Source organism: Celerinatantimonas yamalensis, assembly GCF_046054155.1.
GTDB lineage: Bacteria > Pseudomonadota > Gammaproteobacteria > Enterobacterales > Celerinatantimonadaceae > Celerinatantimonas > Celerinatantimonas yamalensis.
Genome location: NZ_JBEQCT010000004.1, coordinates 38,549 through 60,826, shown reverse-complemented (window position 1 = coordinate 60,826; position 22,278 = coordinate 38,549). Strand labels below are relative to the sequence as shown.

Here is a 22,278-nt window from a genome sequence, read left to right as displayed (position 1 = left end):
GTAACTTATTTTACTCATTGCTCAAGCTAAAATGGCTCAAGAAATGGTGCGAAGAGGGGGACTTGAACCCCCACAGCCGTAAGGCCACTAGCACCTGAAGCTAGCGTGTCTACCAATTCCACCACCTTCGCAGATGGGGTGAGTGATGGGATTTGAACCCACGACAACCGGAATCACAATCCGGGGCTCTACCAACTGAGCTACACCCACCATAGTCTATTTTTTACTACCAAAGTAGCTTGCGTTGCCTGGTGCACCCGAGAGGATTCGAACCTCCGACCTTTGGCTCCGGAGGCCAACGCTCTATCCAGCTGAGCTACGGGTGCTCAATGCTGGCGGAGGCGTATGTTATGCACTTGAGGGGGCTGTGTCTAGACCTTTTTTTAAAAAAATGTCTAATCGAACAAATTTTATTCTATTTGTTCGTTTTTACCCGCCATCTTGCTCATAAATACCCTCACGCCCTTTCATCAGTTGAGTTAAGGCAAATTCCGCCCACGGATATCAGTTAACAGTTGATACCACTGTTCACGACTCAGTTCAATCTCAACGGCTTTTGCGCAGTCGCGAATGCGCTGTTCATTGGTGGTGCCGATTACCGGTTGGATCCCTGCCGGATGGCGCATCAACCATGCCAGTAAAATAGTTTCAATTGCACAATCAAATTGCTGGCTGTACTCAGTCAGTCGCTCTTGGGCGGCGGCAATGGTCGGATTATTGGGCGCTTGTGCAAATATTCCCTTCGCCAACGGACTCCAAGCTTGTATCTGCAGATTTTGCCGCTGACAGTATTCCAGCGTTCCTTCACTAAAATGGGCGTGCCTACCTTGATCATCATTGACAGTGACCCCTGTTTCAATAAAGTCACGATGAGCTAAATTCAGCTCAATCTGGTTGGTAACCAGCGGCTCATCAAGGTATTGCTGCAAAAAGCGGATCTGCTGATGATTCATATTAGATACGCCAAAATAGCGTACTTTACCGGCCGATAACAAGGCATCAAACGCGCGCGCGACTTCTTCAGGTTCCATTAAAGGATCAGGACGGTGCAGTAATAAGATATCGAGATAATCACAACCAAGGCGCTGTAACGATCTATCGACACTATCAATAATATGCTGATAGCTAAAATCGTAGCGATTAGGGCCATGATCATCGGCAAAACGAATCCCGCATTTCGATTGAATGTAGATTTGTTCACGCAACTGCGGGCGGCTTTTTAGCACCTCACCAAATATCAGCTCCGCTTTGCCGTTGCGATAAATATCGGCATGATCAAAAAAATTAATTCCTTCCTCAAGCGCAACTTCGATACAACGTTGCGCTTGAATGCGATCGGCCTCACCATAACTTGCTGCATGCCACTCACCACCAAGACCCATACAACCTAGGGCAATCCGACTTACATCGGCTAAAGTGGTCGTCAATGGAAGGGTTGTCATACACATCTCCTTGATAAAACGGGATCTCATCATAACAGAGCTGTTTTTTTCAAAAAGTAACCTTGGTCATAACTTTACGTGCCGATACCTAATGCGCGGTTAAGTCGGCACCGAATCGCGATCGTGTTTCTGTCGGTACTGCCCCCATTGGTTAAGTGCCACTGCCAGCAAAATCAGTGACAGCGCCCAAAGCGTACTTTGCGGTGGCCGCTCGGCTAACAGCCAACCGCCCAGTAAAAAACCAATGACCGGCACTAAATAATTACTCATCGATGCGAATGTTGGACCACTTAAGGCAATGAGTGCCATAAACACGAAGTAACCTAAGCCCGTCGATAACACCCCAAGCATCAATAGCGAGTTCAATGCGGGCAAACTCACAGTAGGTATCTCAGGGGACGCTATCAGGGCCACCACCAATAACTGCAGGGCGGATGCCGACAAGATATTGCGCGCAACAAGCAACGGCGACTCGCGTGTTAAGCGTTTGACCAGCAACATCCCCATAGCATAACAACCAGCACTAGCTAAAATCGCCAGCAACGGCCAAATAGGCAGACCTGTAGAAATACCCATTAACTGCGGCGCAAACAGCACCCAGATCCCTGCAAATCCTATCAGCACACTGATAAAAGCCACCAGCGTTAAAGACTCACCGATCACAAGTGGCGCAAATAACAGTGTGAGTAAGGGGATCATTCCCATAATCACCGCCGAGATTGAGCTGTCGACCTGCTGCTGCGCCCAGGCTAGCAGCAAAAAAGGAACTGCCGCATCAACTAAAGCAATCAGTGCATAGATAGGCCAATCACGAACATTGCCCCGCAGCCTGAGTAGTTTGCACAATAACCATAACGTTGCGGCACCTGTGAGCGCTCGCCCAGCAGCGACCCAAACATCAGGAATAGTCGCGACCGCTTGGCGCATAAAGACAAATTGCGCCCCCCACAAAAGACCAATCGCCACCAAATACAGATACTTCTTCATAAATACCTCCAAAACTTAGAAGCGCAGTCTACAGAGGTTGGTATAATCAATAAAATGAATCATATTCATCCTTGTATAAATGAGGTTTATAGATGGACCTGCAGCGAATCGACTTTAATCTGCTCAAGGTATTCCGATTACTAATGCAAGAGCGTCAAGTTAGTGCGGCGGCTCGCCGTTTACACCTCTCACAACCGGCAGTTAGCCACTCATTGAAACGCTTACGGGAACTCTTTGAAGATCCACTGTTTATCGCGTATGGACGGCAGATGCAACCGACCCCTGTCGCCAAACAACTGGCCCTTACCATTGAACAGGTGTGGCAAACATTAGAGCTTGGATTTGCAGGCTTAGAACCATTTGATCCCTGTCGCAGTGAGCGGATCTTTAAGCTTGCGGTAAGCGCTTCAATTGAGCACGCCATGATAGAACCTATCTATGAGCGGCTACGCCAAGCAGGTTCGGGATTAACCTTGCAGGTTAGTGAATTAACCCAAAAAGACTACCTACAGCCGCTCGCTGAGCGTGAATTTGATGTCGTCGTCGGCTTTGCTGATAGCCATCATTTGCACCCACAGCTCACCAGTGAATTTTGGTTTAGTGACCCCCTCTATTGCTTGAGCGCTCAAAATCGCGCATTCAACCAACAGCCCATCAGTATCACTCAATTAACTGCTCGAGCGCATATCTATACATCTAGTTGGGGACATAGTCAGACAGTGGTTGACCAGTGGCTCGGTGAACACCAGTGCCAGCGTCAAATCGCCTTGCGGGTTCCCTCATTTATGGCTGTACCACCGCTTCTGATCAAGCATCCTTTGTATGCCGTCGTCCCGCACAGCGTCTGTGATTTTTTACTGCGTGATACCGCGCTTATCGCCCAGCCTCTACCTAGCTCTCTAACCATACGTTATTGCCTGGCTTGGCACCCGCTCTATCAGCGCGAGCCCGCGCTTAACTGGTTACTAAACAGTTTACGAGCGCTAACGCCTGCTGTTGATAAAGATGCAGACTGAGAATTGCTGCGACTGGATTCACCATGGTTGTATTGTGTATGATTAAGCGGGCTCAACCCAATTGCCGCGGCAAAGATAATAGGCATCACGTTAGCATCCAAATATCTTTGGCAAGCGCTGCAATAAATTGATGAAAGGCTATACAGACGGTCGAACTTTTGGCACTCGATTAATCATAATCAGGCAAAAAACCAACAAGCTAAAAAACAACCAAACAGCAACCAAGGGAATAATCGCAAAACGATAATAACGCTGGTTGGGCAATACGGCGGGATCGATCAATGAAAGTATCGGTGACATCTGCACATTTTGCAAAAGCAGCGTACTTAACGATTGTTGCTGGTGACTCAATAACAGCTGCTTCATCGTCAGATTAGATGTGCTGACAAGCATCTGCTGATAGTTGGATAGTTCATCTTGGGTCTGCTGACGAGTACGCTCAAGCATATAAACGTTAGCGTAATTCACCAACGTATTGAGCATGTTGCGCCCCTGCACCTTATCTGGCCAAATGAGCGTCATTTGAAGTATCCTTTGGCGGGGAAGAAGCTTGAAGTGAAACGCTGTTTTCAGTCGTTTGACCGCTAAATAATCACTCGGTTCACGAGCGGTCAAACCTGACGGCGTGCTTTTGCCATAAAAGTATTGCAACAATTGGCCAAACCAACCGAGCTTGGGGCGAATCCAGCGTTGATGTTGTTTATCCCAGCGCCGAGCAAAAATGATCGGTTTGAGTTGATGCTGTGCAATGAACGATTTAAGAAAAACATGTGAGTTTAATGTCGCAATAATCAAACTGCGATTGAATCGTTGATTTCTCCAGTGTTGACGAAAGCTTAAGATCGCAGCACGGCGAACAAGCGGAGACAGCCCACGGAACATTCCCGCTTGAGCCTGAATATTGGGGTCCTGAACTAATACAGCGCTTGCTTGCAGTTGATAACGGGCAGGGGTATTGATCAAATAAAACACCCCCGCTAAAAAGAACAAAGGGAGCCCCAACAATAACACGTACTCTTTCCATGAGAGTTTGAATCCAAGTGTGACTCGCACCGTTTACCATACCTCTTGCGCAGTATTTACATCTATTGACATAACGAAGAGTATGTATGCTAGCGATTATTTGATCAATATGGCAATGCAGCTTTGCGAATGCTCAGCGAGCAACGTCTACAGACGCATCAGTAATGCGTGTTATTTTTGACTCGATTGCGCAATAAATTCCCATAGTCCGCCATGACACCAATCTTATAACTGGTTTGTCGTGAACAACGATAGCATCACCGTCAGGCAAAATGGTAATCGTCATAGGAGTGCCGTTTATGTTTATAAGTAGTCACGTATTCGATAATAAGCCATTGCTAAGACTAAGGCTGGCGTGCGCAACAACCTCCCGCCGGGGAAAGCACGGTGTGGGATCCGCGTAAACAAGTCAAAGCGCTCAGCAGTCGTTGCTATCGCTTCAGCCATCAGTTCACCAGCGATGCCACAGGCGGCGATACCATGGCCAGAGAAGCCTTGCGCGTAGTAAATATTGTTGGCCAAACGACCAAAATGCGGGGCACGGTTCATCGTAATTCCTACATATCCACCCCATGCGTAGTCAATATTCACGGCGCGAAGCTGTGGGAACACATGGATCATCTGGGCGCGCATGATGGCTTTGAGATCGCGCGGTTCAGCCCCAGAGTAACTGACCCGGCCGCCGAACAACAACCGGTGGTCAGCCGAGCAACGATAGTAATCCAGCACAAAGTTAATATCGCAGGCCGCCATGCCTTTCATCAGCGACCAACATTTCGCCTCGCCCAGCGGTTCGGTAGCTGCAATATAAGTGCCCACTGGCATCACGCGGCTCTCTAAGTAAGGTGACAGTCCTTCTAAATACGCATTACACGCCAAGATCACATGCTTGGCTTGCACTTGCCCAGCAACAGTCTTCAGAGTAACTGACTCACCTTGAATAATTTGGGTAACGCGACTGCCTTGATAAATGTCTACTCCCGCCGATTTAGCCGCTGCAACAAGGCCTAAGGTATAATTAAGGGGATGGAGATGACCACTGTTGGCATCATAAAGGCCACTCGTATAAAGCGGGCTGTCGATTTGCTCTCGCACTTGATCGTTATCCCACAACGTCAAGCTGTTGTACCCATAATTATCTTGAAGTTGGTGGTACCATGTTTGTAGCGCGTGGTCATGGCGGGCTTTCATGCCAAGATGCGCCATACCATCACACCAATCACAATCAATTTGGTAATCTTTGATCCGTTGTTTGGTGTGAGCCAGCCCTTCCAAGGCGATGGACCAAAAATGCCGAGCACTCTCTTGACCGACCAAATTTTCTAGGTAGCTTTGCTCACAAGCCCAGCCAAAAATGGCTTGCCCCCCGCTTCGCCCAGATGCGCCAAACCCAACTTGTTCGGCTTCAAGAAGCGCGACTTTATAACCTTGTTCAGCTAATTTCAGTGCACTGACCACGCCAGTAATCCCACTGCCAATGACACACACATCGGCCTGAATGCTCTCGGATAATGAGGGGAACACAAACGCCTGATTGGCGCTCGCCGCATAGTAAGAATCGGGGTAAGGCTTCGCTGTCATGACATCATCCTTTTATCATATCGCTTACGGGAACCACTGACATTTAAGTGAAGTGGTGATACTTCACTCTGGCAGTAGTGCTTTTCTAACCATTTTATCGCTTAGCCAACTTGGCAAACGCTTGACCTAAGACAGGTCATGTCACTTGCCTTTCGACATACAGCGCAAAGGCCTATTCTGTCATTCGTTAATATATCAATATCAGCCGGCTTGGTGATACATTGCCACAACGGATTACGCCACCAATCGCGAGCTACTTCCTTATCATCTAACGGCTTAGTCAACGTCTAAGCGAGCATGAATATCGGCCAGCACACACCTTCGTTGAACATTTTAGAAGACACTAAGCTGTTCGGTACGTTTATCGCAACTCGCGGCGTTTCAATCATGCAAAATCAAATCAACGCTCTGTCATTACGGTTGCGCATTAAAATGAGCCACCGACCTAGTGAGTAGGTTCGATGAATTCACAATATTAACTGGCTTTAGTTGGCTCATCGAGGCCCTCGAAGCTGCATTTTTATGTGTTTAAAAATCCATCACAGTGTTTAATATATTGCAAATATTTCGGTGCTGTTAGACATTTCATTTCATCATAAAAAAAACCCACAAGAATGTTTGACATGTATTAATTAACGTGTCAAATATATTCCAGAATGGGTATATTTTAAACAAATACTGATTAGTTTACTAAACAAATAGCGGTGTCATTTAGGGAACGTATGGACCATATTAAACAGTGGATTACTGACCACAAAATTACCGAAGTCGAATGCTTAATTCCTGATATGACCGGTAATGCACGTGGCAAAATCATTCCAGCAAGTAAATATTTACGGGAACAAGGTTTGCGTCTGCCAGAATCGATCTTTTTTCAAACGGTCACGGGCGAATGCCCAGATGATGACAGTATGGTGGATCCCACCGAACGGGATATGCAACTGGAACCTGATCCAGAAACGATTCGTTTTGTCCCATGGACCAAAGAGCCAACCGCCCAAGTGATCCATGACTGCTACAATCACCACAACCAACTGGTTGATATTGCCCCGCGCTCGGTATTGCGTCGCGTGTTAGCTCTTTACGAAAAAGAAGGCTGGTTTCCTCTGGTTGCCCCAGAGGTTGAATTTTTTTTGGTTAAGAAAAATATCGACTGGGATTATCCATTAGAACCCCCTATCGGTCGTAATGGACGCCCTGAGACTGCCCGTCAGTCATTTAGCATCGATGCGGTGAATGAATTCGACCCTATCTTTGAAGATATGTATGACTACTGCGATGCCCAAGAGCTTGATGTCGACACCCTCATTCATGAATCAGGGGCCGCGCAGATGGAAGTTAATTTCCTACATGGCGATCCGCTGTCACGCGCCGACCAAGTTTTTTTGTTTAAACGCACGATGCGCGAAACGGCACAGCGCCATGATGTCTATGCAACATTTATGGCTAAACCGATGGAAGCGGAACCCGGTAGCGCGATGCATATTCATCAAAGCATCACCGACAGCGAAGGACGTAATCTATTTGGCTTAGCGAATGGCGATAATAGCCCACTATTTTTGAACTACATTGCAGGAATGCAGCAATACACGCCTGCCGGACTCGCCTTTTTTGCCCCCAATGTAAACTCCTATCGTCGGCTGATGTTCGGTGATTCAGCGCCGACTAATGTTCAATGGGGCGTTGATAATCGAACTGTCGGACTGCGAGTCCCCTTCTCGGGCCCAAGTGCTCGGCGAGTCGAAAATCGTTATGCAGGCTCAGATGCCAACCCTTATTTGGCCATGGCTGTCTCACTAGCCTGTGGTTATATGGGTATGAAAAAGTCACTGCAACCGACACCGATCACCACCGGTGATGCCACTCAATCGCCTTACTCACTACCGCGAACTGTTGAAGACTCATTGCAATTATTAGAGCGTAGCGATGATATGCGCGATATTTTGGGCGACCGCTTTGTCTCTGCTTATGTGGCATTAAAACGTAAAGAATATAAAACTTTTTTCCAAGTCATCAGTTCCTGGGAACGGGAATTTTTATTACTGAATGTTTAAATCGTAGGGAGCGACCTGATGAGCCTGAGTCAACAACAAGACCGTCAACACTGTTTCCATCCATTTAGTAACTACCATCAGCTGAATCGTGATGGTGCAAGGGTTATTGTAAAGGGTGAAGGCATCTATGTGTATGATGAGCAAGGGAACAAAATTCTCGATGCCATGGCCGGACTTTGGTGCGTCAACTTAGGTTATAGCGCCAAACCGCTGATCGAAGCGGCACAAAAACAGTTCAACACCCTACCGTATTACAATTTGTTTTTTCAAACCACACATTCTCCAGCGGCCAAGCTCGCAGCCAAACTGGCCGAGATCACGCCCGCAAAGCTCAATCATGTTTTTTTTACTGGGTCAGGTTCTGAGTGTAATGACACAGTATTGCGTACCGTGCGCCATTATTGGGCGTGTTTGGGTCAACCCCAAAAACAGATTGTCATCAGTCGTGACAATGCCTACCACGGCAGTACGATGGCCGGAGCCAGTCTTGGCGGCATGAAGCCGATGCATGCCCAAGGCGGTTTACCGATTCCAGGCATCGTTCATATCCCCCAACCCTATCATTTTGGCGAGGGGCAAGGGGTTGACGTAGAAATGTTTGGCCAACAACGAGCACAACTGCTTGAGCAAAAAATTCTCGAACTGGGGGTTGAAAACGTTGCTGCCTTCATTGCCGAACCCATCCAAGGTGCTGGCGGCGTGATTATTCCCCCTGATAGTTATTGGCCTGAAATTCAGAGGATCTGTGATCACTATGGCATCTTGCTTATCGTCGATGAAGTGATTTGTGGCTTTGGCCGAACAGGCGAGTGGTTTGCCAGCCAAACCTATGCTATCACGCCTGATTTGATGTGTTTAGCTAAAGGGATTACGTCCGGCTATTTGCCGTTGGGTGCGGTGATGGTCAGTGATCGCATTGCCCAAGTCCTGCAAGAGCATGATGATGAATTTACCCATGGATTTACCTACTCAGGGCATCCTGTCGCTTGCGCAGTGGCCTTAGCCACGATCGAAGAGATGGAAAAAAATCACTTAGTCGAAAAAGTACGCAACGACATTGCCCCTTATCTAGCCCAAAAGTGGTTGGCTCTGGCTGAACATCCACTGGTGGGTGAGGCGCGCATCAAAGGGATGATGGCCGCCATTGAGTTAGTCGAAAATAAAGCGACATTAAAACGCTATAATAAAACTAAGGCAGCTGGCACGTTGTGCCGCAACATTTGCGTGAGCAATGGCCTAATTATGCGTGCGGTCGGTGATACGATGATCATCGCGCCGCCGCTGATTATTAGCAAAGCAGAAGTGGATGAACTCATACAACTGGCCTGGCAGTGCTTGGATCAAACCTATGCACAACTTACCTCCCGGACCAACATATAATATTAATTGATGAATAGGGAAAATAAAATGCAGCGTTCTGCGATGCTCACAACAGTTTGTGCGGCGGCCATATTGAGCACACTATCAGGGATGGCGCATGCCGCTTCGCCAGTACTCCATATATTTAACTGGTCTGATTATATTGCAACCGACACCATTCCCAACTTCGAGAAACAGACGGGGATCAAAGTTGCCTATGATGTGTTTGATTCTAATGAGGTACTAGAGGCTAAAGTACTTGCCGGACATACCGGCTATGATTTGGTGGTCCCTAGTAATGATTTTTTGGGCAAACAGATCATAGCAGGCGCTTTTTTAAAGCTTGATAAAAGCAAACTCACTCACTATAAAAACCTTGATCCAAAGCTGTTAAAATTAATCTCTGATTCAGCCGACCCGGGCAACCAGTACAGCGTTCCTTATCTATGGGGAACCACAGGAATCGGCTATAACGTGGATAAAATCAAACAGATTTTAGGTCCCGATGCACCAGTGGATAGTTGGGATCTCGTGTTTCAGCCAAAATACATGAAAAAACTACAACAGTGCGGCGTCTCTTTTCTCAACGCCCCAACAGAAATCCTCTCAACAGCACTCAATTATATGGGCAAAAACCCCAATTCGACCACGCCCAGTGATTACACCGATGTGGCACTTCCTTTACTGAAAAAAATTCGGCCCTACATTAGCGATATCAATTCATCACAATATATCAATGACTTGGCAAATGGCGATGTGTGTGTGGTCATCGGCTGGTCAGGTGATGTGATGATGGCAGCCAATCGGGCGGAGCAGGCTAAGAATGGCATCCATATTCGATATTCAATCCCCAAACAGGGCGCTCTGGTTTGGTTTGATATGATGGCGATCCCTAAAGATGCGCCGAACCCCGATGCGGCATTGAAGTTTATCAATTATATTTTAGAACCCAAGGTGGCCGCAGCCATTACCAACTATGTATCATACGCCAATCCTAATCCCGCCTCGAATGCAGCGGTCGATAAAGCCATTCTCAACAATCCAGGCATCTACCCCTCTACGATAACTCGAGAAAAACTGTTTAGTGCGAAGCTACTACCGATGAAAATTGATCGCCTTCGTACCCGCGTTTGGACGCAATTTTTACAAAACTAAGTCATGATTCAGGCCTGCTTTTGCAGGCCTATACCAAGTAGGAGTAGCGACGTATCCATCGTGAGGCGATGTCGTAAGTGCACCGAACAATCGCTAGGACGCTCCCCATTTCGATGGGGTATTTTACCCTAGCATTCGCATTAACGCGTCAACCGCTATACTTTCTAGATACGGAAAGGTAAGTCGCGTTTGGTGCTAAATTTGATTCGCAGCGCAATTGAAATTGCAGATGATACGCCATGTAGGTGAAGAGAACGGGCATGCCCCCTCATCTAACAACGCTGCCATAAACGTGAATAGGCGTTGATCTCGCTTGCAGAGCACGCGCTGAAAATGAGTCATCACAGGCGATGGCTAATAAACTTGCTAAAGCAGTGGCTCGGCTAAAAAAGAGACGATGACATGATTGAATTCAAGTCGTTGAGGCTGTATAAAGCAATCGCCAAACAGAGTTGCCAGTTGTAGGCTTAACACTCACTTGTACGGAGACCCATTAATGAGACGTTCTATACCTTTTTTGTCGCTATGTATGGCGATGTTCGGTTTTATGCCGCTGAGTGTTCAAGCTGACACACAAGCCGTCGTGCATGTTTACAACTGGTCAGATTATATAGCTAAAGACACGGTGCCCAATTTTGAGAAAAAGACAGGGATCAAGACGGTCTATGATGTATTCGATTCGAATGAGGTCTTAGAAGCGAAGATCCTATCTGGTCATAGTGGCTATGATTTAGTGGTTCCAAGTAATGAATTTTTGACCCAGCAAGCCAAAGCCGGTGCGTTTATGAAGCTGGATAAATCAAAACTGAGCAATTACAAAAATCTTGATCCGCAACTGATGAAACTCTTATCACAGTCGTCAGATCCGGGCAATCAATACGCGATTCCGTACATGTGGGGTACCACTGGCATTGGTTATAATGTCAAAAAAATTAAAGCGATATTAGGTCCCGATGCGCCTGTCGATAGTTGGGATCTGGTTTTTCAACCAAAATATATGAAAAAACTACAAAAATGTGGTGTATCGTTCTTAAACGCGCCGAATGAAATTATGTCGGCGGCGCTCAACTATCTGGGTAAAAATCCTAATTCAACTCATCCTAGTGACTATACCAACGTCGCTTTACCCATGCTGAAAAAGGTTCGTCCTTACATTACAGAAATCAATTCATCACAATATATCAATGATTTAGCCAATGGCGACATCTGTGTTGCGATAGGTTGGTCAGGCGATCTATTAATGGCTGCACAGCGCGCGAAAGAAGCGCACAATGGCGTTGAAATCAAATACTCGATCCCCAAAGAAGGGGCGATGATCTGGTTTGATCTGATGGCGATTCCCAAAGATGCCCAAAACCCAGGCAATGCGCTAAAATTCATCAATTATCTACTGCAACCTAAAGTAGAAGCAGCCAACAGTAACTATGTATGGTACGCCAACCCCGTTCCGGCATCGAAACCGTATCTCGATAAAAATATCGCCAATGACCGAGGGATTTATCCAAGCGATAAAGTCCGTCAAAAACTGTTCATCGCAAAAATGCTGCCACTGTCCGTCGCTCGTGTTCGTACTCGTGCTTGGACTGACTTTTTGCAAAACTAATCAATAAAATAGGTCTGCTCTGGCAGACCTAATATGGAGTGTGATGATGGTGTCAGTCCCCACAAACAATCCCGCAACGCCCCCCCCTTTGCTTGAGATTCGTGGTCTGAGTAAATTATTCGATGGCCAACCGGCAGTCGATCAGGTCGACTTAACCATAGAGCGCGGGGAGCTCTTTGCTCTATTAGGGGCTTCCGGCTGCGGCAAATCAACTCTATTACGGATGCTAGCCGGCTTTGAGTTACCCAGCCAGGGCCAGATCCTGCTCGATGGTGAAGATTTAGCCGATGTACCGCCGCATCGCCGCCCCGTCAACATGATGTTTCAATCCTATGCGCTCTTCCCTCATATGACGGTGGCAGGCAATATCGCGTTTGGCCTGAAACAAGATGGTCTAAGTCGTGCGGAAATCGACGTGGCCGTCACGCGCATGCTCAAATTGGTAAGGATGCAAGAGTATGCTAATCGCAAGCCGCATCAGCTTTCAGGCGGGCAGCGTCAGCGCGTAGCACTCGCGCGCAGTCTAGCGAAAAAACCTAAATTGCTGCTCCTTGATGAACCCATGGGTGCACTGGATAAGAAGTTGCGTGAACAGATGCAATTGGAAGTGGTCGATATCTTAGAGAGCGTGGGAGTGACTTGCGTAATGGTCACCCATGATCAAGAAGAAGCAATGACCATGGCCACTCGCGTTGCCATCATGGATCGTGGTCAGTTTATCCAAATTGGCACGCCTGAAGAAATTTATGAGTACCCCAACTCCCGCTATAGTGCTGAGTTTATCGGCTCGGTGAATATCTTTGAAGGTGAGTTGTTAGAAGGCTTACCCAATCAGGCCAGCATCCACTGCTATGCATTAGCACAACCTATCTTGCTCAACCATGGCTTGTCAGACGCGCCAGGCTTGCCACTGATGATCGCGATTCGCCCAGAAAAAATTGAGCTCTCCCGCGAGTGTACGCAGCAAGAAAATATCTGCCAAGGAGTGGTGGAAGATATCGCTTATTTAGGTGGCCAGTCTATCTACCATGTGCGATTACCAAGCAATCAATTAGTTCGTGCAACGGTTCCAAATACCAGCCGCCACCGTGAAAACTTACCCATGTGGGAAGAACCGGTATATTTAAGCTGGGAAGCACAAAGCTGTGTGGTCTTAAAAATATGAAACTGCTTACGACTTACAAGCGTTATGCACGCTATGCACTGGTGCTACCGCCCTATGTCTGGCTGGTACTATTCTTTGTATTGCCGCTGGCTATTGTACTCAAAATAAGCTTTTCGCAAGCTCAACTATCGATTCCGCCCTATTCATCATTACTGCACTATGGCGATCAACAACTGCAAATATTGCTCAGCTTCGGCAACTATCTGTATATGGTGAGCGATAGTTTATATATCGATTCTTATTTACGCTCTTTAGAAGTCGCGGCTATCTCGACGATATTGTGCTTGGCGGTCGGTTATCCAATGGCTTGGGCTATCGTACACTCCAAACCATCAACCCGTAATATCTTGTTGATGTTAATTGTGTTGCCCTCATGGACCAGTTTTTTAATCCGAGTCTATGCTTGGATAGGCATATTAAAGAACAATGGATTGCTTAATAACGCCTTGATGATGGCTGGTGTCATCGACCACCCTTTGCATATATTACACACCAATGTGGCGGTCTATATTGGCATTGTTTATACCTATCTGCCGTTTATGGTGCTGCCACTGTATACCGCCTTGATGCGGGTCGATTATTCGCTGCTTGAAGCGGCAAGTGATCTCGGAGCCAAGCCAGCTACCATTTTATGGCGGATACTGTTGCCACTGACGCGTGGCGGTGTGATTGCCGGTTCTATGTTGGTCTTCATTCCAGCAGTGGGTGAGTTTGTCATTCCGACCTTACTGGGTGGACCCAATTCAATCTTGATTGGTAAAGTCCTTTGGCAAGAGTTTTTCAACAATCGCGACTGGCCAGTCGCCTCAGCGGTGGCAATCATTATGCTGTTGATTTTGATGGTACCCATTCTTATTTTCCAACATTTCCAAAAACGTGAGCTGGAGGCCAACTAATGGGCGACATTCCTGTATCGAAAAGCAAATGGAAATGGCTGATCCTGATCACTACCTTTGCCTTTTTATATCTACCAATCCTGATTTTAATTGTCTATTCATTTAACCAGAGTCGCTTAGTGACTGTCTGGGCAGGGTTTTCGACAAAATGGTATGGCGCGTTATTTCATGATGTGATGTTGATGAGCAGTGTTCGTTTGAGCTTAACCATCGGGGTGTTATCTGCCAGCACCGCAGTAGTACTTGGAACAATCGCCGCATTTGTACTCGCACGATTACAGCGTTTTCCTGGTCGAGGCGCCTTCTCATTTATGATCACCGCACCGCTTGTGATGCCCGATGTGATCATGGGACTATCGATGCTACTGATGTTTATCGCTTTGGGGCAGGTATTTGACTTGTTTGCTGAGCGCGGCATCTTGACCATCTGGATTGCCCACGTTACTTTTTGTACCTCGTATGTGCATGTAGTCGTTAGCTCTCGCCTGCGCGAAGTCGATCGTTCTATCGAAGAAGCCGCCATGGATCTGGGTGCGCCGCCATGGAAGGTCTTTGTACTGATCACGTTACCGAGCATTTTTCCAGCGATTATCGCCGGCTGGCTACTCGCTTTCACCTTGTCAATTGACGATTTAGTCATCGCTAGCTTTGTTTCAGGGCCTTCAGCAACGACGTTGCCAATAGCGGTCTTTTCCAGCGTTCGTATGGGCGTTAGCCCAAAAATAAATGCCTTAGCAACGCTTATCGTAGTAGTTGTATCACTGGCGACACTGGCCGCTTGGTGGATTATGTCACGCGCTGAAAAACGTCGGCAGCAATCGATCAAAGCCTCGCAGCGCGATGAACAGCTCACCACGCCAGAGCATTATCCTCAGCAATTAAGCTAGCCAAATCGTGTTGAGTTATATCTCAAAAAGGTATCTCATGATACCTTTTGGCTTGCATCGATGGGTGCGGCAATCGCACCGCACCTCTTTTTATCAATGTTCAAGCTTGGTTGAGTGATGCCGTGCCAGGTTGCACGGGTAGATGCATCTCTTTAAAGCGCAAACCAATGTTGCCAAGGACCAGCAGTAATGCCCCAGCAATCTGATAGCTGGATAAGCTCATCCCTAAAAATAACCAATTAATTATCGCAGCGAATACCGGAAAAGTTTGCTCAGCCAACGTAGCAAGTTGTGCTGGAATACGCTTCAGCCCTTGATAATAGAGCCACATTCCCAGCAAGCCACTTAATAACGCCATCATCACTAACTTGCCCAAAGAGAGTGTAGCCATCGGCTGTACACTGGCCGGATAGAGCAAAGCCAACGGCAGCAAAACCATCAACCCCGTAGCAAAACGCCCTGACATAATCGCATTTGCAGGCATCTTCTCACTTGCCAAGTACTTACCACACACCGTCGCCACCCCCCAAGCAAGTACGGCCAAAAGGGTATAACTGTAGCCTTTAATAATATCAGGGGTACTATTAGCGTAATACCAGTTTGCTTGTGCAAGGTGGCGAACATCAGGCCAAATCATCACTAAACTGCCTAGTAATATAAGACCCGCCCAGCGAATAAAATAGCCGTGAATACGCTCTTTTAACCACCAGCTCGCGAGTAGAATCGCCACCAACGGCTGCAATTTTTGCAACAAGATCACAATGGTTGGATTGAGATAATGGAAAGCTTGGGTAAATGCTAAGGTACCCAGCGCCGAACCGACCCCGCCAATAAAAAACAACGCGGCACTTTGCGTGCTATTCATCTGCATAAAATGATGCCGATAGCGCCATAATAGCGGTGAAGTCACTAACACTAACGTGAGATGTTCAAATAAGACGATTTGTAAGGTGCTAAAGCCTTGTCCGAGCAGAGGATAACGAATCAAGGTGTCCAATGCCCAGGTCAGGCACGCGATCATAATAAAGACTATTCCTGCCATCTTGGTTTTACTCCACTTAAATAAGATGTACAGGGGTGATGATTGGATAGCCAAACAGGCACACTCCTCATCGGAGCACACCACTGGAAAACGTACAAATAAATGTCGTTGTAAACAGGTTGCTTGGTCGATCTTCTTTCATCCGGACTATCACCGTCGGCTCTGGAGTCTCACCAGATCTGCTGACCTTTGGCGGTTTTACTCACCAAAGCGCTCGCGGGCTGTTTGCATCGGGCAAAATCACCGCCGGTGGGGAGTTCCACCCCGCCCCGAAGTTCGATAATTGTCAAATTAGACAGCTATTAATTTAATTTGCTCTGCGAAGAAAAGCAAGTACTGCAATACATCAACGTGATAGAACGGTTTCTCTATGAACGCCACATAGTTGTTATAACTATTATTACAGTTTGATATTTAAACAAAAAAATTCATCTAGCAGTCACACTTAGTTGCTACTTTGAAGGCGCTTTTTTTTGATTTTATGTCAACTTTTGTAATGGAATGCAAACTCATGTTAAAAAATAACCGTATGCAGTTGTTCACTGTGACAACTCTCGCGCTGGCGCTATCAGCTTGTAACCTAGACAATCATCATCAATTACATAAACCTGATATGCCAAAAGGTTTAGCCTACACCAACCACATTGCTGATCCACAGTTGCCCGCTGGCGATATTGCGGTTGTTGATGGTCAGATCCAAACCACCAATGACAAGCACAATACAGTTGCTTTTGACCCCACTCAGAACCCTATTTTACAAATCTTAAGTGGTTTTAATAAAATTTGGTCGTCAGGTGATGCAACTTGGGCAAGCAATGGCTCAAGTAATTTGACAGTAACGAATGGAGATACAGGCGTGGTAGGCGGGGCAACTTCGTCAACGGCAGAAGCAATTGTGACCGATTTTAGCAATGCGACCATCAAAAATCCGACCGTTTGGAAAGAAAACTTTGATTATGTCACCACCTTAAAACAAAAGGGCGAAACCACGGCTGATGTTGATCGCAGCACAGCTATTGCGCAAATCAATGCGTACTTAGATGATCAGCGCAATAAAGGCTATAGCATCATTACGGGCTTAGGCCCATTGGCTGCGGATTACCGAAGCGGCGCCAACGCGACATCTGATTACAAAGTAAAAGGCAATGACGCCAATCGCGCCACACAAGATAGCGATCAAGTCACCGTGAAAGGAACAGTCATTAGCATCACCAACTCAAACCATTTAATGGATAACAACTTAGCTGATGGTGGTAATTATGGCCAGCATACCGCACCAAATCTCGATGCGGTTGTCACCTTACTCGATACTGTTGCAGCTTATGGTGCATCAACCGAAGCACCGAAATATCACTTCGAATCCCCTCGTCCATGGCGTTTAGATAAAACCACTTACAAGGTCCCCACATTTGATACCTCATCCGCTTCGGATCTAACCAAGCGTACTTGTTACGATTTGCAAGGCAACTCCGTGGTCAAGTATTTTGAGGAGCCCACGAATCCCGTTGTCACACCATTAACTGGGCTACTCTGTGCTGGCAAAAATGTTTATGTGAAGTCAGGCACCAGCTATAGCAATGACGGGTTCAATGGGAGTAACTCAACGGCAGCATATAGTGGGTCGGGCGCATGGGTGTCCGCCCGCGGTAAAGATGGGGCCTTCCCCAGTGGCCATACCGCCGAAGCATATGACCGTGGTTTGACTTATGCGTATGCTATTCCTGAACGTTTTGCCGAGATGGTGGCACGAGCTGGTGATTTAGGTGAAGACCGTATTGTCGCCGGAATGCACTCCCCCCTAGATGTCATTGGTGGGCGAATTATGGCGTTAGCGGTAACAGCAGCCATGCTCAATGACTCAGCCAATAACACCGCCATTGATAACGCATTAACGCAAGCACACAGTTATTTTGCAACCAAAGCCACTAATGCAGGCTTTACTGGGTCAGATAATGTCTATCAATATGCGCATAGCGATCCAGCTAACGATCCCTATGGTAACCACGCGGCATTTAAGAAACAGTATCTCAAATATATGACCTACGGTTTTACCCCATTGAATGAACCACTCAAAGGTACCGAAGTGCCTAAAGGCGCTGAAGCGCTGTTAAAAAGTCGCTTACCTTACCTATCCGATCAGCAGCGCCGTGCAGTCTTAGCGACCACTGAAATTGCTTCGAATTATCCGGTTATTGATGACTCTCACGGCTGGGGACGGCTCAACTTAGTAGCTGCCGCCGACGGCTATGGTGCTTTTAATGGTAACGTCAATGTTTATATGGATGCCAACAATGGTGGATTTAACGCCGTTGATCATTGGCGCAACGACATCTCAGGAGCCGGTCGTCTACTTAAAGATGGCACTGGAACGCTCTATTTAGAAGGTAATAATAGCTACAGTGGCGGCACCTTACTCGAAGGTGGAACACTGGTCGCTGGATCAGTCACTGCGTTTGGCAACAATACCCTCTATCAAACGGATGGCACCGTTAAAGTACAAATTGCTGCAGGTAATCAAGATAGTAGCAAAGGCGCGTTGACGGTATCTGATTTCGTTCAAGATAAGGGTACGCTCGCGTTAGACTTAACCGATTACGCCCGCATTGTCGCGAATAACGGGATCTATCTAAACAATGGCAAATTACAGTTGACCATTCCAGTAACGACCCAAACCACGACCTATACTCTGCTCAGTGCGCGCAAAATAGTCGGTGGGTTTGATGCCTCAAGCATCACCGTGAGTGACGTCAATAATAACAGCCACTACAAAGCCACACTGGCTTACTCAGGCAACACCGTCACGGTGACCATTGTCAATGACTTTGATTAAAACACACAAATTAAAAGCCTTAGATTATCTAAGGCTTTTTTGCTTAACACGCCAAATGGAGAGAGCTTAAGCGCGCAACTGATACTGACCAAGATTCAAATCTAATTGATCCATCTGTTTCCTAAGAGTTTCACTACTATCAGCAATTTTATGTAGCTGTCCGCCGATCAACTGCAGATTATGTAATGATGTGCTGACATTTTCACTGATCGACTGCGCCACGGTCCCTTGTTCAGATGTAGCAGCAGCAATTTCACTATTGCGAGTATTGAGTTCAACAATGTCTTGGATGATCGATTTAAATTGATCGCCAGCAAAGCCCACCACTTCATGGCACTTCTGGCCAATTCCGATACTCTGCTGACTACCAGTGACAGCGCCTTGAGCTTGTTGCTGCAATTGGCTGATCATCTGCGCGATGTCATCAGTCGCTTTTTGGGTGCGCGCCGCCAATGCACGCACTTCATCAGCCACGACGGCAAACCCTCGACCACTTTCCCCTGCGCGGGCAGCTTCAATCGCTGCATTCAAGGCCAGCAAGTTAGTTTGCTCAGAGATCCCATGAACGGTGTCAACCATGCTCTGAATGGAACTAACGCCGTCACTGACTAATTGCACGTCGTCATTGCCTTCTTGCAACTGTTTATCCAGTTGTCCAATCTCTTGAATAGCGGCAGTAATATAGGTTTGTCCTTTCTCGCCATCTTGACGAGTGATATCAGATTGCTGGGCAGTTTCTTCAGTATTCACATGCACCTGTTGCACGCTCGCAGCCATCTCCTCCATGGCACTGCCAACCAATTCCACCTCGCGGAGCAACTGCGTCACACTACTGTTGGTCTCACTAAGGCGTTGATCAATGCGTTGCGATTCTTGACTAACTTGTTCGCTCATCTGTACCTGCTGGCGAATCGAGTGATTCAATGTTTGCTGACACTCTTCTAAATAACTTGAGAGCTGGGCAAACTCATCGTTGCCATCAAGTTGAGCACTTTGGCGAAAATCCCCATTAGCCAAACGCCGAATCATGGTTTGAAGCTGGCTGAGGCGTTGTTTGACGTGCTGACTTAACAATACAATCCCCAAAAATACTAATACCGCACACAAAGCAATGCCGCTGTAGATCTCTATCTTCAGCTCAGCCGATAGTTGATGCGCCATATCTAAATAAGAGCCCGCTGCCAGTACTGGTTTATTAGGTCCAAGAGGATAAAGATAGGTCGCTTTGAGCCCCTTCTCACCATTATTAGCATTTGTGTAATTATATTCAATCAACCGCGGTTGGTTACTACGGCTAACCTCGGCAATAGCGCTATGCATCGTACCACCACCCACTAATTTAATATTCGATATAGGCTGATTATCTCTTTTATGATCAGGTGGATAAAACAGAAGACGTTTGCCATCAGGGCTGGCTAAGAAGAAATAGCCACTGTCATTGGTTCCCCATCTGGCAGCATTTAACATACTCTTGCTCGCAGCCAGATCATCTGGAGTTGCAGCTAACATTTTACCGACAATCGTGACTTGTCGAGAAAGATTAGTTTTTTGAAACAAATTAATTTGGTTTTCAAGCTGTTGGATAGCCACATAGCCGCCCACAACGAGAAGTATAATTAACATCGCATTAAACAATGAGAATAGCGACGTTAAACGCAATCGACGAAAAAAAACCGATATCATGAGAAATTACTCCCTGTTTTTATATATAACTATATGAATAAATTGAAAATATATTTTTATCAATGTTGGCATTCGATGATCTATATATTTTAATTTAGCAGCAATAATGTGATCTATATCTATGATACCTATATTAATTCAAAACAAAATGTTAATTAAAAGCTAACTAATTGAAAAAAAACATTTATCAGTAGCACTAAGTTTTTCGCTTCATGAGCATGAGATACTGTGTTATATCTAAACTTCATCTTAATCGGTAAAAACAGCAAAAAACAGACTAAAAACGATCGCATTAATAATTGCGATCAACGCCTAAAATAGTGTTTAATCGCAGCGTTTAGCGAAATGACTTCATTGATTGAAAGGTTCTTATGGTTCTCAAGGCATTAGCCGTGTGGGGCAATGATTAACTCACACGGATAACAGGTTTTAAGTATGAGACAGACAACACTCGTTTCACCATTCGTCATGGCCCATCCAAAACCCAATTGTTTTGCGCCACATGTGATCTTGTACCCATCACACAACGGTCGACATTGCTTGACATTCCTATGGCAACTGCTGCTTTCTATATATAGATGCTTACAGTCTGTTTTCCAGGTAGCTGAGAATGCAATTTGATCGCCGCATACTCACTGGCGATCAATACTCAATTCAGTTCAATTCCCAACTATTATGAAGGAGTCCAACATGTTGGATAACCGACGTTATTTCGAGACGCTTCACAGCGGCTATGGACAGTATTTTGATATTGATACCATCTTGTTTGAGCAAAAAACCGAACAATGGCATCTGATCATTTTTGAAAATGCCACCTTTGGCCGCGTGATGGCATTAGACGGCATTATTCAAACCACTGAACGAGATGAATTTATCTATCACGAAATGCTGACCCACGTACCATTATTGGCTCATGGACAAGCTAAGCGTGTCTTGATCATCGGTGGCGGTGATGGCGGGATGTTACGTGAAGTCGTCAAGCACACAAGTCTTGAAAGCATAACCATGGTTGAAATTGATAACGCCGTGGTCGAAATGTGTAAAACCTATCTGCCGAACCACTCCAATGGCGCGTATGATGATCCTCGAGTCAACCTCGTTATTGATGATGGGGCCCGATTTGTCAATACGACTGATGAGCGCTTTGACGTCATTATTTCAGACTGTACCGACCCTGTCGGTCCTGGGGAAGTACTCTTTCGCTCTGAATTTTATCAAGGCTGTCAGCGCTGCCTCAAACCCGGTGGCGTGATAGTTGCCCAGAATGGGGTAGCATTTATGCAGCCTGACGAAGTAACAACCACTTACCAACGCTTAGGCCATTATGTCGAGCATTGCACATTTTACGCGGCGGCTATCCCGACTTATATTGGTGGGGTAATGACATTTGCCTGGGGCAGCGATAACAAAACGTTGCATCAACTCAGCATTGATGTGATTACTGAGCGTTTTAACCGGGCGAATCTTGCGACCCGTTACTACACCCCAGCGATTCACCAAGCGAGTTTTGCACTTCCTCGCTATTTGGTCGATGCTCTGGCAACTGTTTAACTTA

At 46.5% G+C, this 22,278-nt stretch carries 16 protein-coding genes, 3 tRNA genes and 1 riboswitch; of the genes, 10 read left to right on the top strand and 9 right to left on the bottom strand.

The features are described 5' to 3' along the window. Positions 1 to 44: 44 nt before the first annotated feature. The 5 genes from ABUE30_RS10035 to ABUE30_RS10015 all read right to left on the bottom strand — a co-directional run bounded on the left by ABUE30_RS10035 (position 45) and on the right by ABUE30_RS10015 (position 2,429). Positions 45 to 131: transfer RNA gene (locus ABUE30_RS10035), tRNA-Leu, on the bottom strand. Between the two features lie 3 nt (positions 132 to 134). Continuing rightward, a tRNA-His gene (locus ABUE30_RS10030) sits at positions 135 to 210 on the bottom strand. A gap of 39 nt (positions 211 to 249) precedes the next feature. Further along, positions 250 to 326: transfer RNA gene (locus ABUE30_RS10025), tRNA-Arg, on the bottom strand. 153 nt (positions 327 to 479) lie between these two features. Further along, the gene (locus ABUE30_RS10020; protein ID WP_408623630.1) at positions 480 to 1,442 is read right to left on the bottom strand and encodes an aldo/keto reductase; all 963 of its coding nucleotides are present in this window, start codon (positions 1,440 to 1,442) and stop codon (positions 480 to 482) included. Between the two features lie 99 nt (positions 1,443 to 1,541). Then, positions 1,542 to 2,429, bottom strand: coding sequence for a DMT family transporter (locus ABUE30_RS10015; RefSeq protein ID WP_408623629.1), 888 nt, complete (start codon positions 2,427 to 2,429; stop codon positions 1,542 to 1,544). 92 nt (positions 2,430 to 2,521) lie between these two features. Here ABUE30_RS10015 and ABUE30_RS10010 point away from each other — a divergent pair, with 92 nt between their 5' ends. Further along, the gene (locus ABUE30_RS10010; RefSeq protein ID WP_408623628.1) at positions 2,522 to 3,445 is read left to right on the top strand and encodes a LysR family transcriptional regulator; all 924 of its coding nucleotides are present in this window, start codon (positions 2,522 to 2,524) and stop codon (positions 3,443 to 3,445) included. Between the two features lie 138 nt (positions 3,446 to 3,583). Here the strand turns inward: ABUE30_RS10010 and ABUE30_RS10005 are convergent, their stop codons facing one another. Then, the gene (locus ABUE30_RS10005) at positions 3,584 to 4,498 is read right to left on the bottom strand and encodes a hypothetical protein (protein WP_408623627.1); all 915 of its coding nucleotides are present in this window, start codon (positions 4,496 to 4,498) and stop codon (positions 3,584 to 3,586) included. A gap of 273 nt (positions 4,499 to 4,771) precedes the next feature. After that, a complete protein-coding gene (locus ABUE30_RS10000) occupies positions 4,772 to 6,049 on the bottom strand; it encodes an NAD(P)/FAD-dependent oxidoreductase (RefSeq protein WP_408623626.1) in 1,278 nt (425 codons plus the stop codon). Positions 6,050 to 6,771: 722 nt separating this feature from the next. On the opposite strand from ABUE30_RS10000, the gene ABUE30_RS09995 reads away from it, so the two are divergent. The 7 genes from ABUE30_RS09995 to ABUE30_RS09965 all read left to right on the top strand — a co-directional run bounded on the left by ABUE30_RS09995 (position 6,772) and on the right by ABUE30_RS09965 (position 15,168). Continuing rightward, positions 6,772 to 8,103 (top strand): glutamine synthetase family protein, encoded by a 1,332-nt coding sequence (locus ABUE30_RS09995; RefSeq protein WP_408623625.1) that lies wholly within the window; start codon positions 6,772 to 6,774, stop codon positions 8,101 to 8,103. An 18-nt stretch (positions 8,104 to 8,121) separates the two neighbouring features. Beyond that, positions 8,122 to 9,483 (top strand): aspartate aminotransferase family protein, encoded by a 1,362-nt coding sequence (locus tag ABUE30_RS09990; RefSeq protein ID WP_408623624.1) that lies wholly within the window; start codon positions 8,122 to 8,124, stop codon positions 9,481 to 9,483. Between the two features lie 27 nt (positions 9,484 to 9,510). Further along, a complete protein-coding gene (locus tag ABUE30_RS09985) occupies positions 9,511 to 10,617 on the top strand; it encodes an extracellular solute-binding protein (RefSeq protein WP_408623623.1) in 1,107 nt (368 codons plus the stop codon). Between the two features lie 529 nt (positions 10,618 to 11,146). After that, a complete protein-coding gene (locus ABUE30_RS09980) occupies positions 11,147 to 12,220 on the top strand; it encodes a polyamine ABC transporter substrate-binding protein (RefSeq protein ID WP_408623856.1) in 1,074 nt (357 codons plus the stop codon). A gap of 46 nt (positions 12,221 to 12,266) precedes the next feature. Further along, positions 12,267 to 13,385: a polyamine ABC transporter ATP-binding protein gene (potA, locus tag ABUE30_RS09975; RefSeq protein WP_408623622.1), complete on the top strand. Its 1,119-nt coding sequence runs from the start codon at positions 12,267 to 12,269 to the stop codon at positions 13,383 to 13,385. After that, a complete protein-coding gene (locus ABUE30_RS09970; protein ID WP_408623621.1) occupies positions 13,382 to 14,281 on the top strand; it encodes an ABC transporter permease subunit in 900 nt (299 codons plus the stop codon). Before potA ends, ABUE30_RS09970 begins: the two co-directional genes overlap by 4 nt. Beyond that, positions 14,281 to 15,168 (top strand): ABC transporter permease subunit, encoded by an 888-nt coding sequence (locus tag ABUE30_RS09965; RefSeq protein WP_408623620.1) that lies wholly within the window; start codon positions 14,281 to 14,283, stop codon positions 15,166 to 15,168. Before ABUE30_RS09970 ends, ABUE30_RS09965 begins: the two co-directional genes overlap by 1 nt. Positions 15,169 to 15,268: 100 nt before the next feature. Here the strand turns inward: ABUE30_RS09965 and ABUE30_RS09960 are convergent, their stop codons facing one another. Then, positions 15,269 to 16,210: a DMT family transporter gene (locus ABUE30_RS09960; RefSeq protein ID WP_408623619.1), complete on the bottom strand. Its 942-nt coding sequence runs from the start codon at positions 16,208 to 16,210 to the stop codon at positions 15,269 to 15,271. Between the two features lie 126 nt (positions 16,211 to 16,336). Continuing rightward, positions 16,337 to 16,491, bottom strand: a riboswitch (FMN riboswitch). Positions 16,492 to 16,721: 230 nt separating this feature from the next. On the opposite strand from ABUE30_RS09960, the gene ABUE30_RS09955 reads away from it, so the two are divergent. Beyond that, a complete protein-coding gene (locus tag ABUE30_RS09955; protein ID WP_408623618.1) occupies positions 16,722 to 19,040 on the top strand; it encodes a phosphatase PAP2 family protein in 2,319 nt (772 codons plus the stop codon). A 66-nt stretch (positions 19,041 to 19,106) separates the two neighbouring features. Here the strand turns inward: ABUE30_RS09955 and ABUE30_RS09950 are convergent, their stop codons facing one another. Further along, the gene (locus ABUE30_RS09950) at positions 19,107 to 20,723 is read right to left on the bottom strand and encodes a methyl-accepting chemotaxis protein (RefSeq protein ID WP_408623617.1); all 1,617 of its coding nucleotides are present in this window, start codon (positions 20,721 to 20,723) and stop codon (positions 19,107 to 19,109) included. A gap of 690 nt (positions 20,724 to 21,413) precedes the next feature. Between ABUE30_RS09950 and speE the strand changes: the two genes are divergently transcribed. Beyond that, positions 21,414 to 22,274, top strand: coding sequence for a polyamine aminopropyltransferase (gene speE / locus ABUE30_RS09945; protein ID WP_408623616.1), 861 nt, complete (start codon positions 21,414 to 21,416; stop codon positions 22,272 to 22,274). Positions 22,275 to 22,278 lie beyond the last annotated feature (4 nt).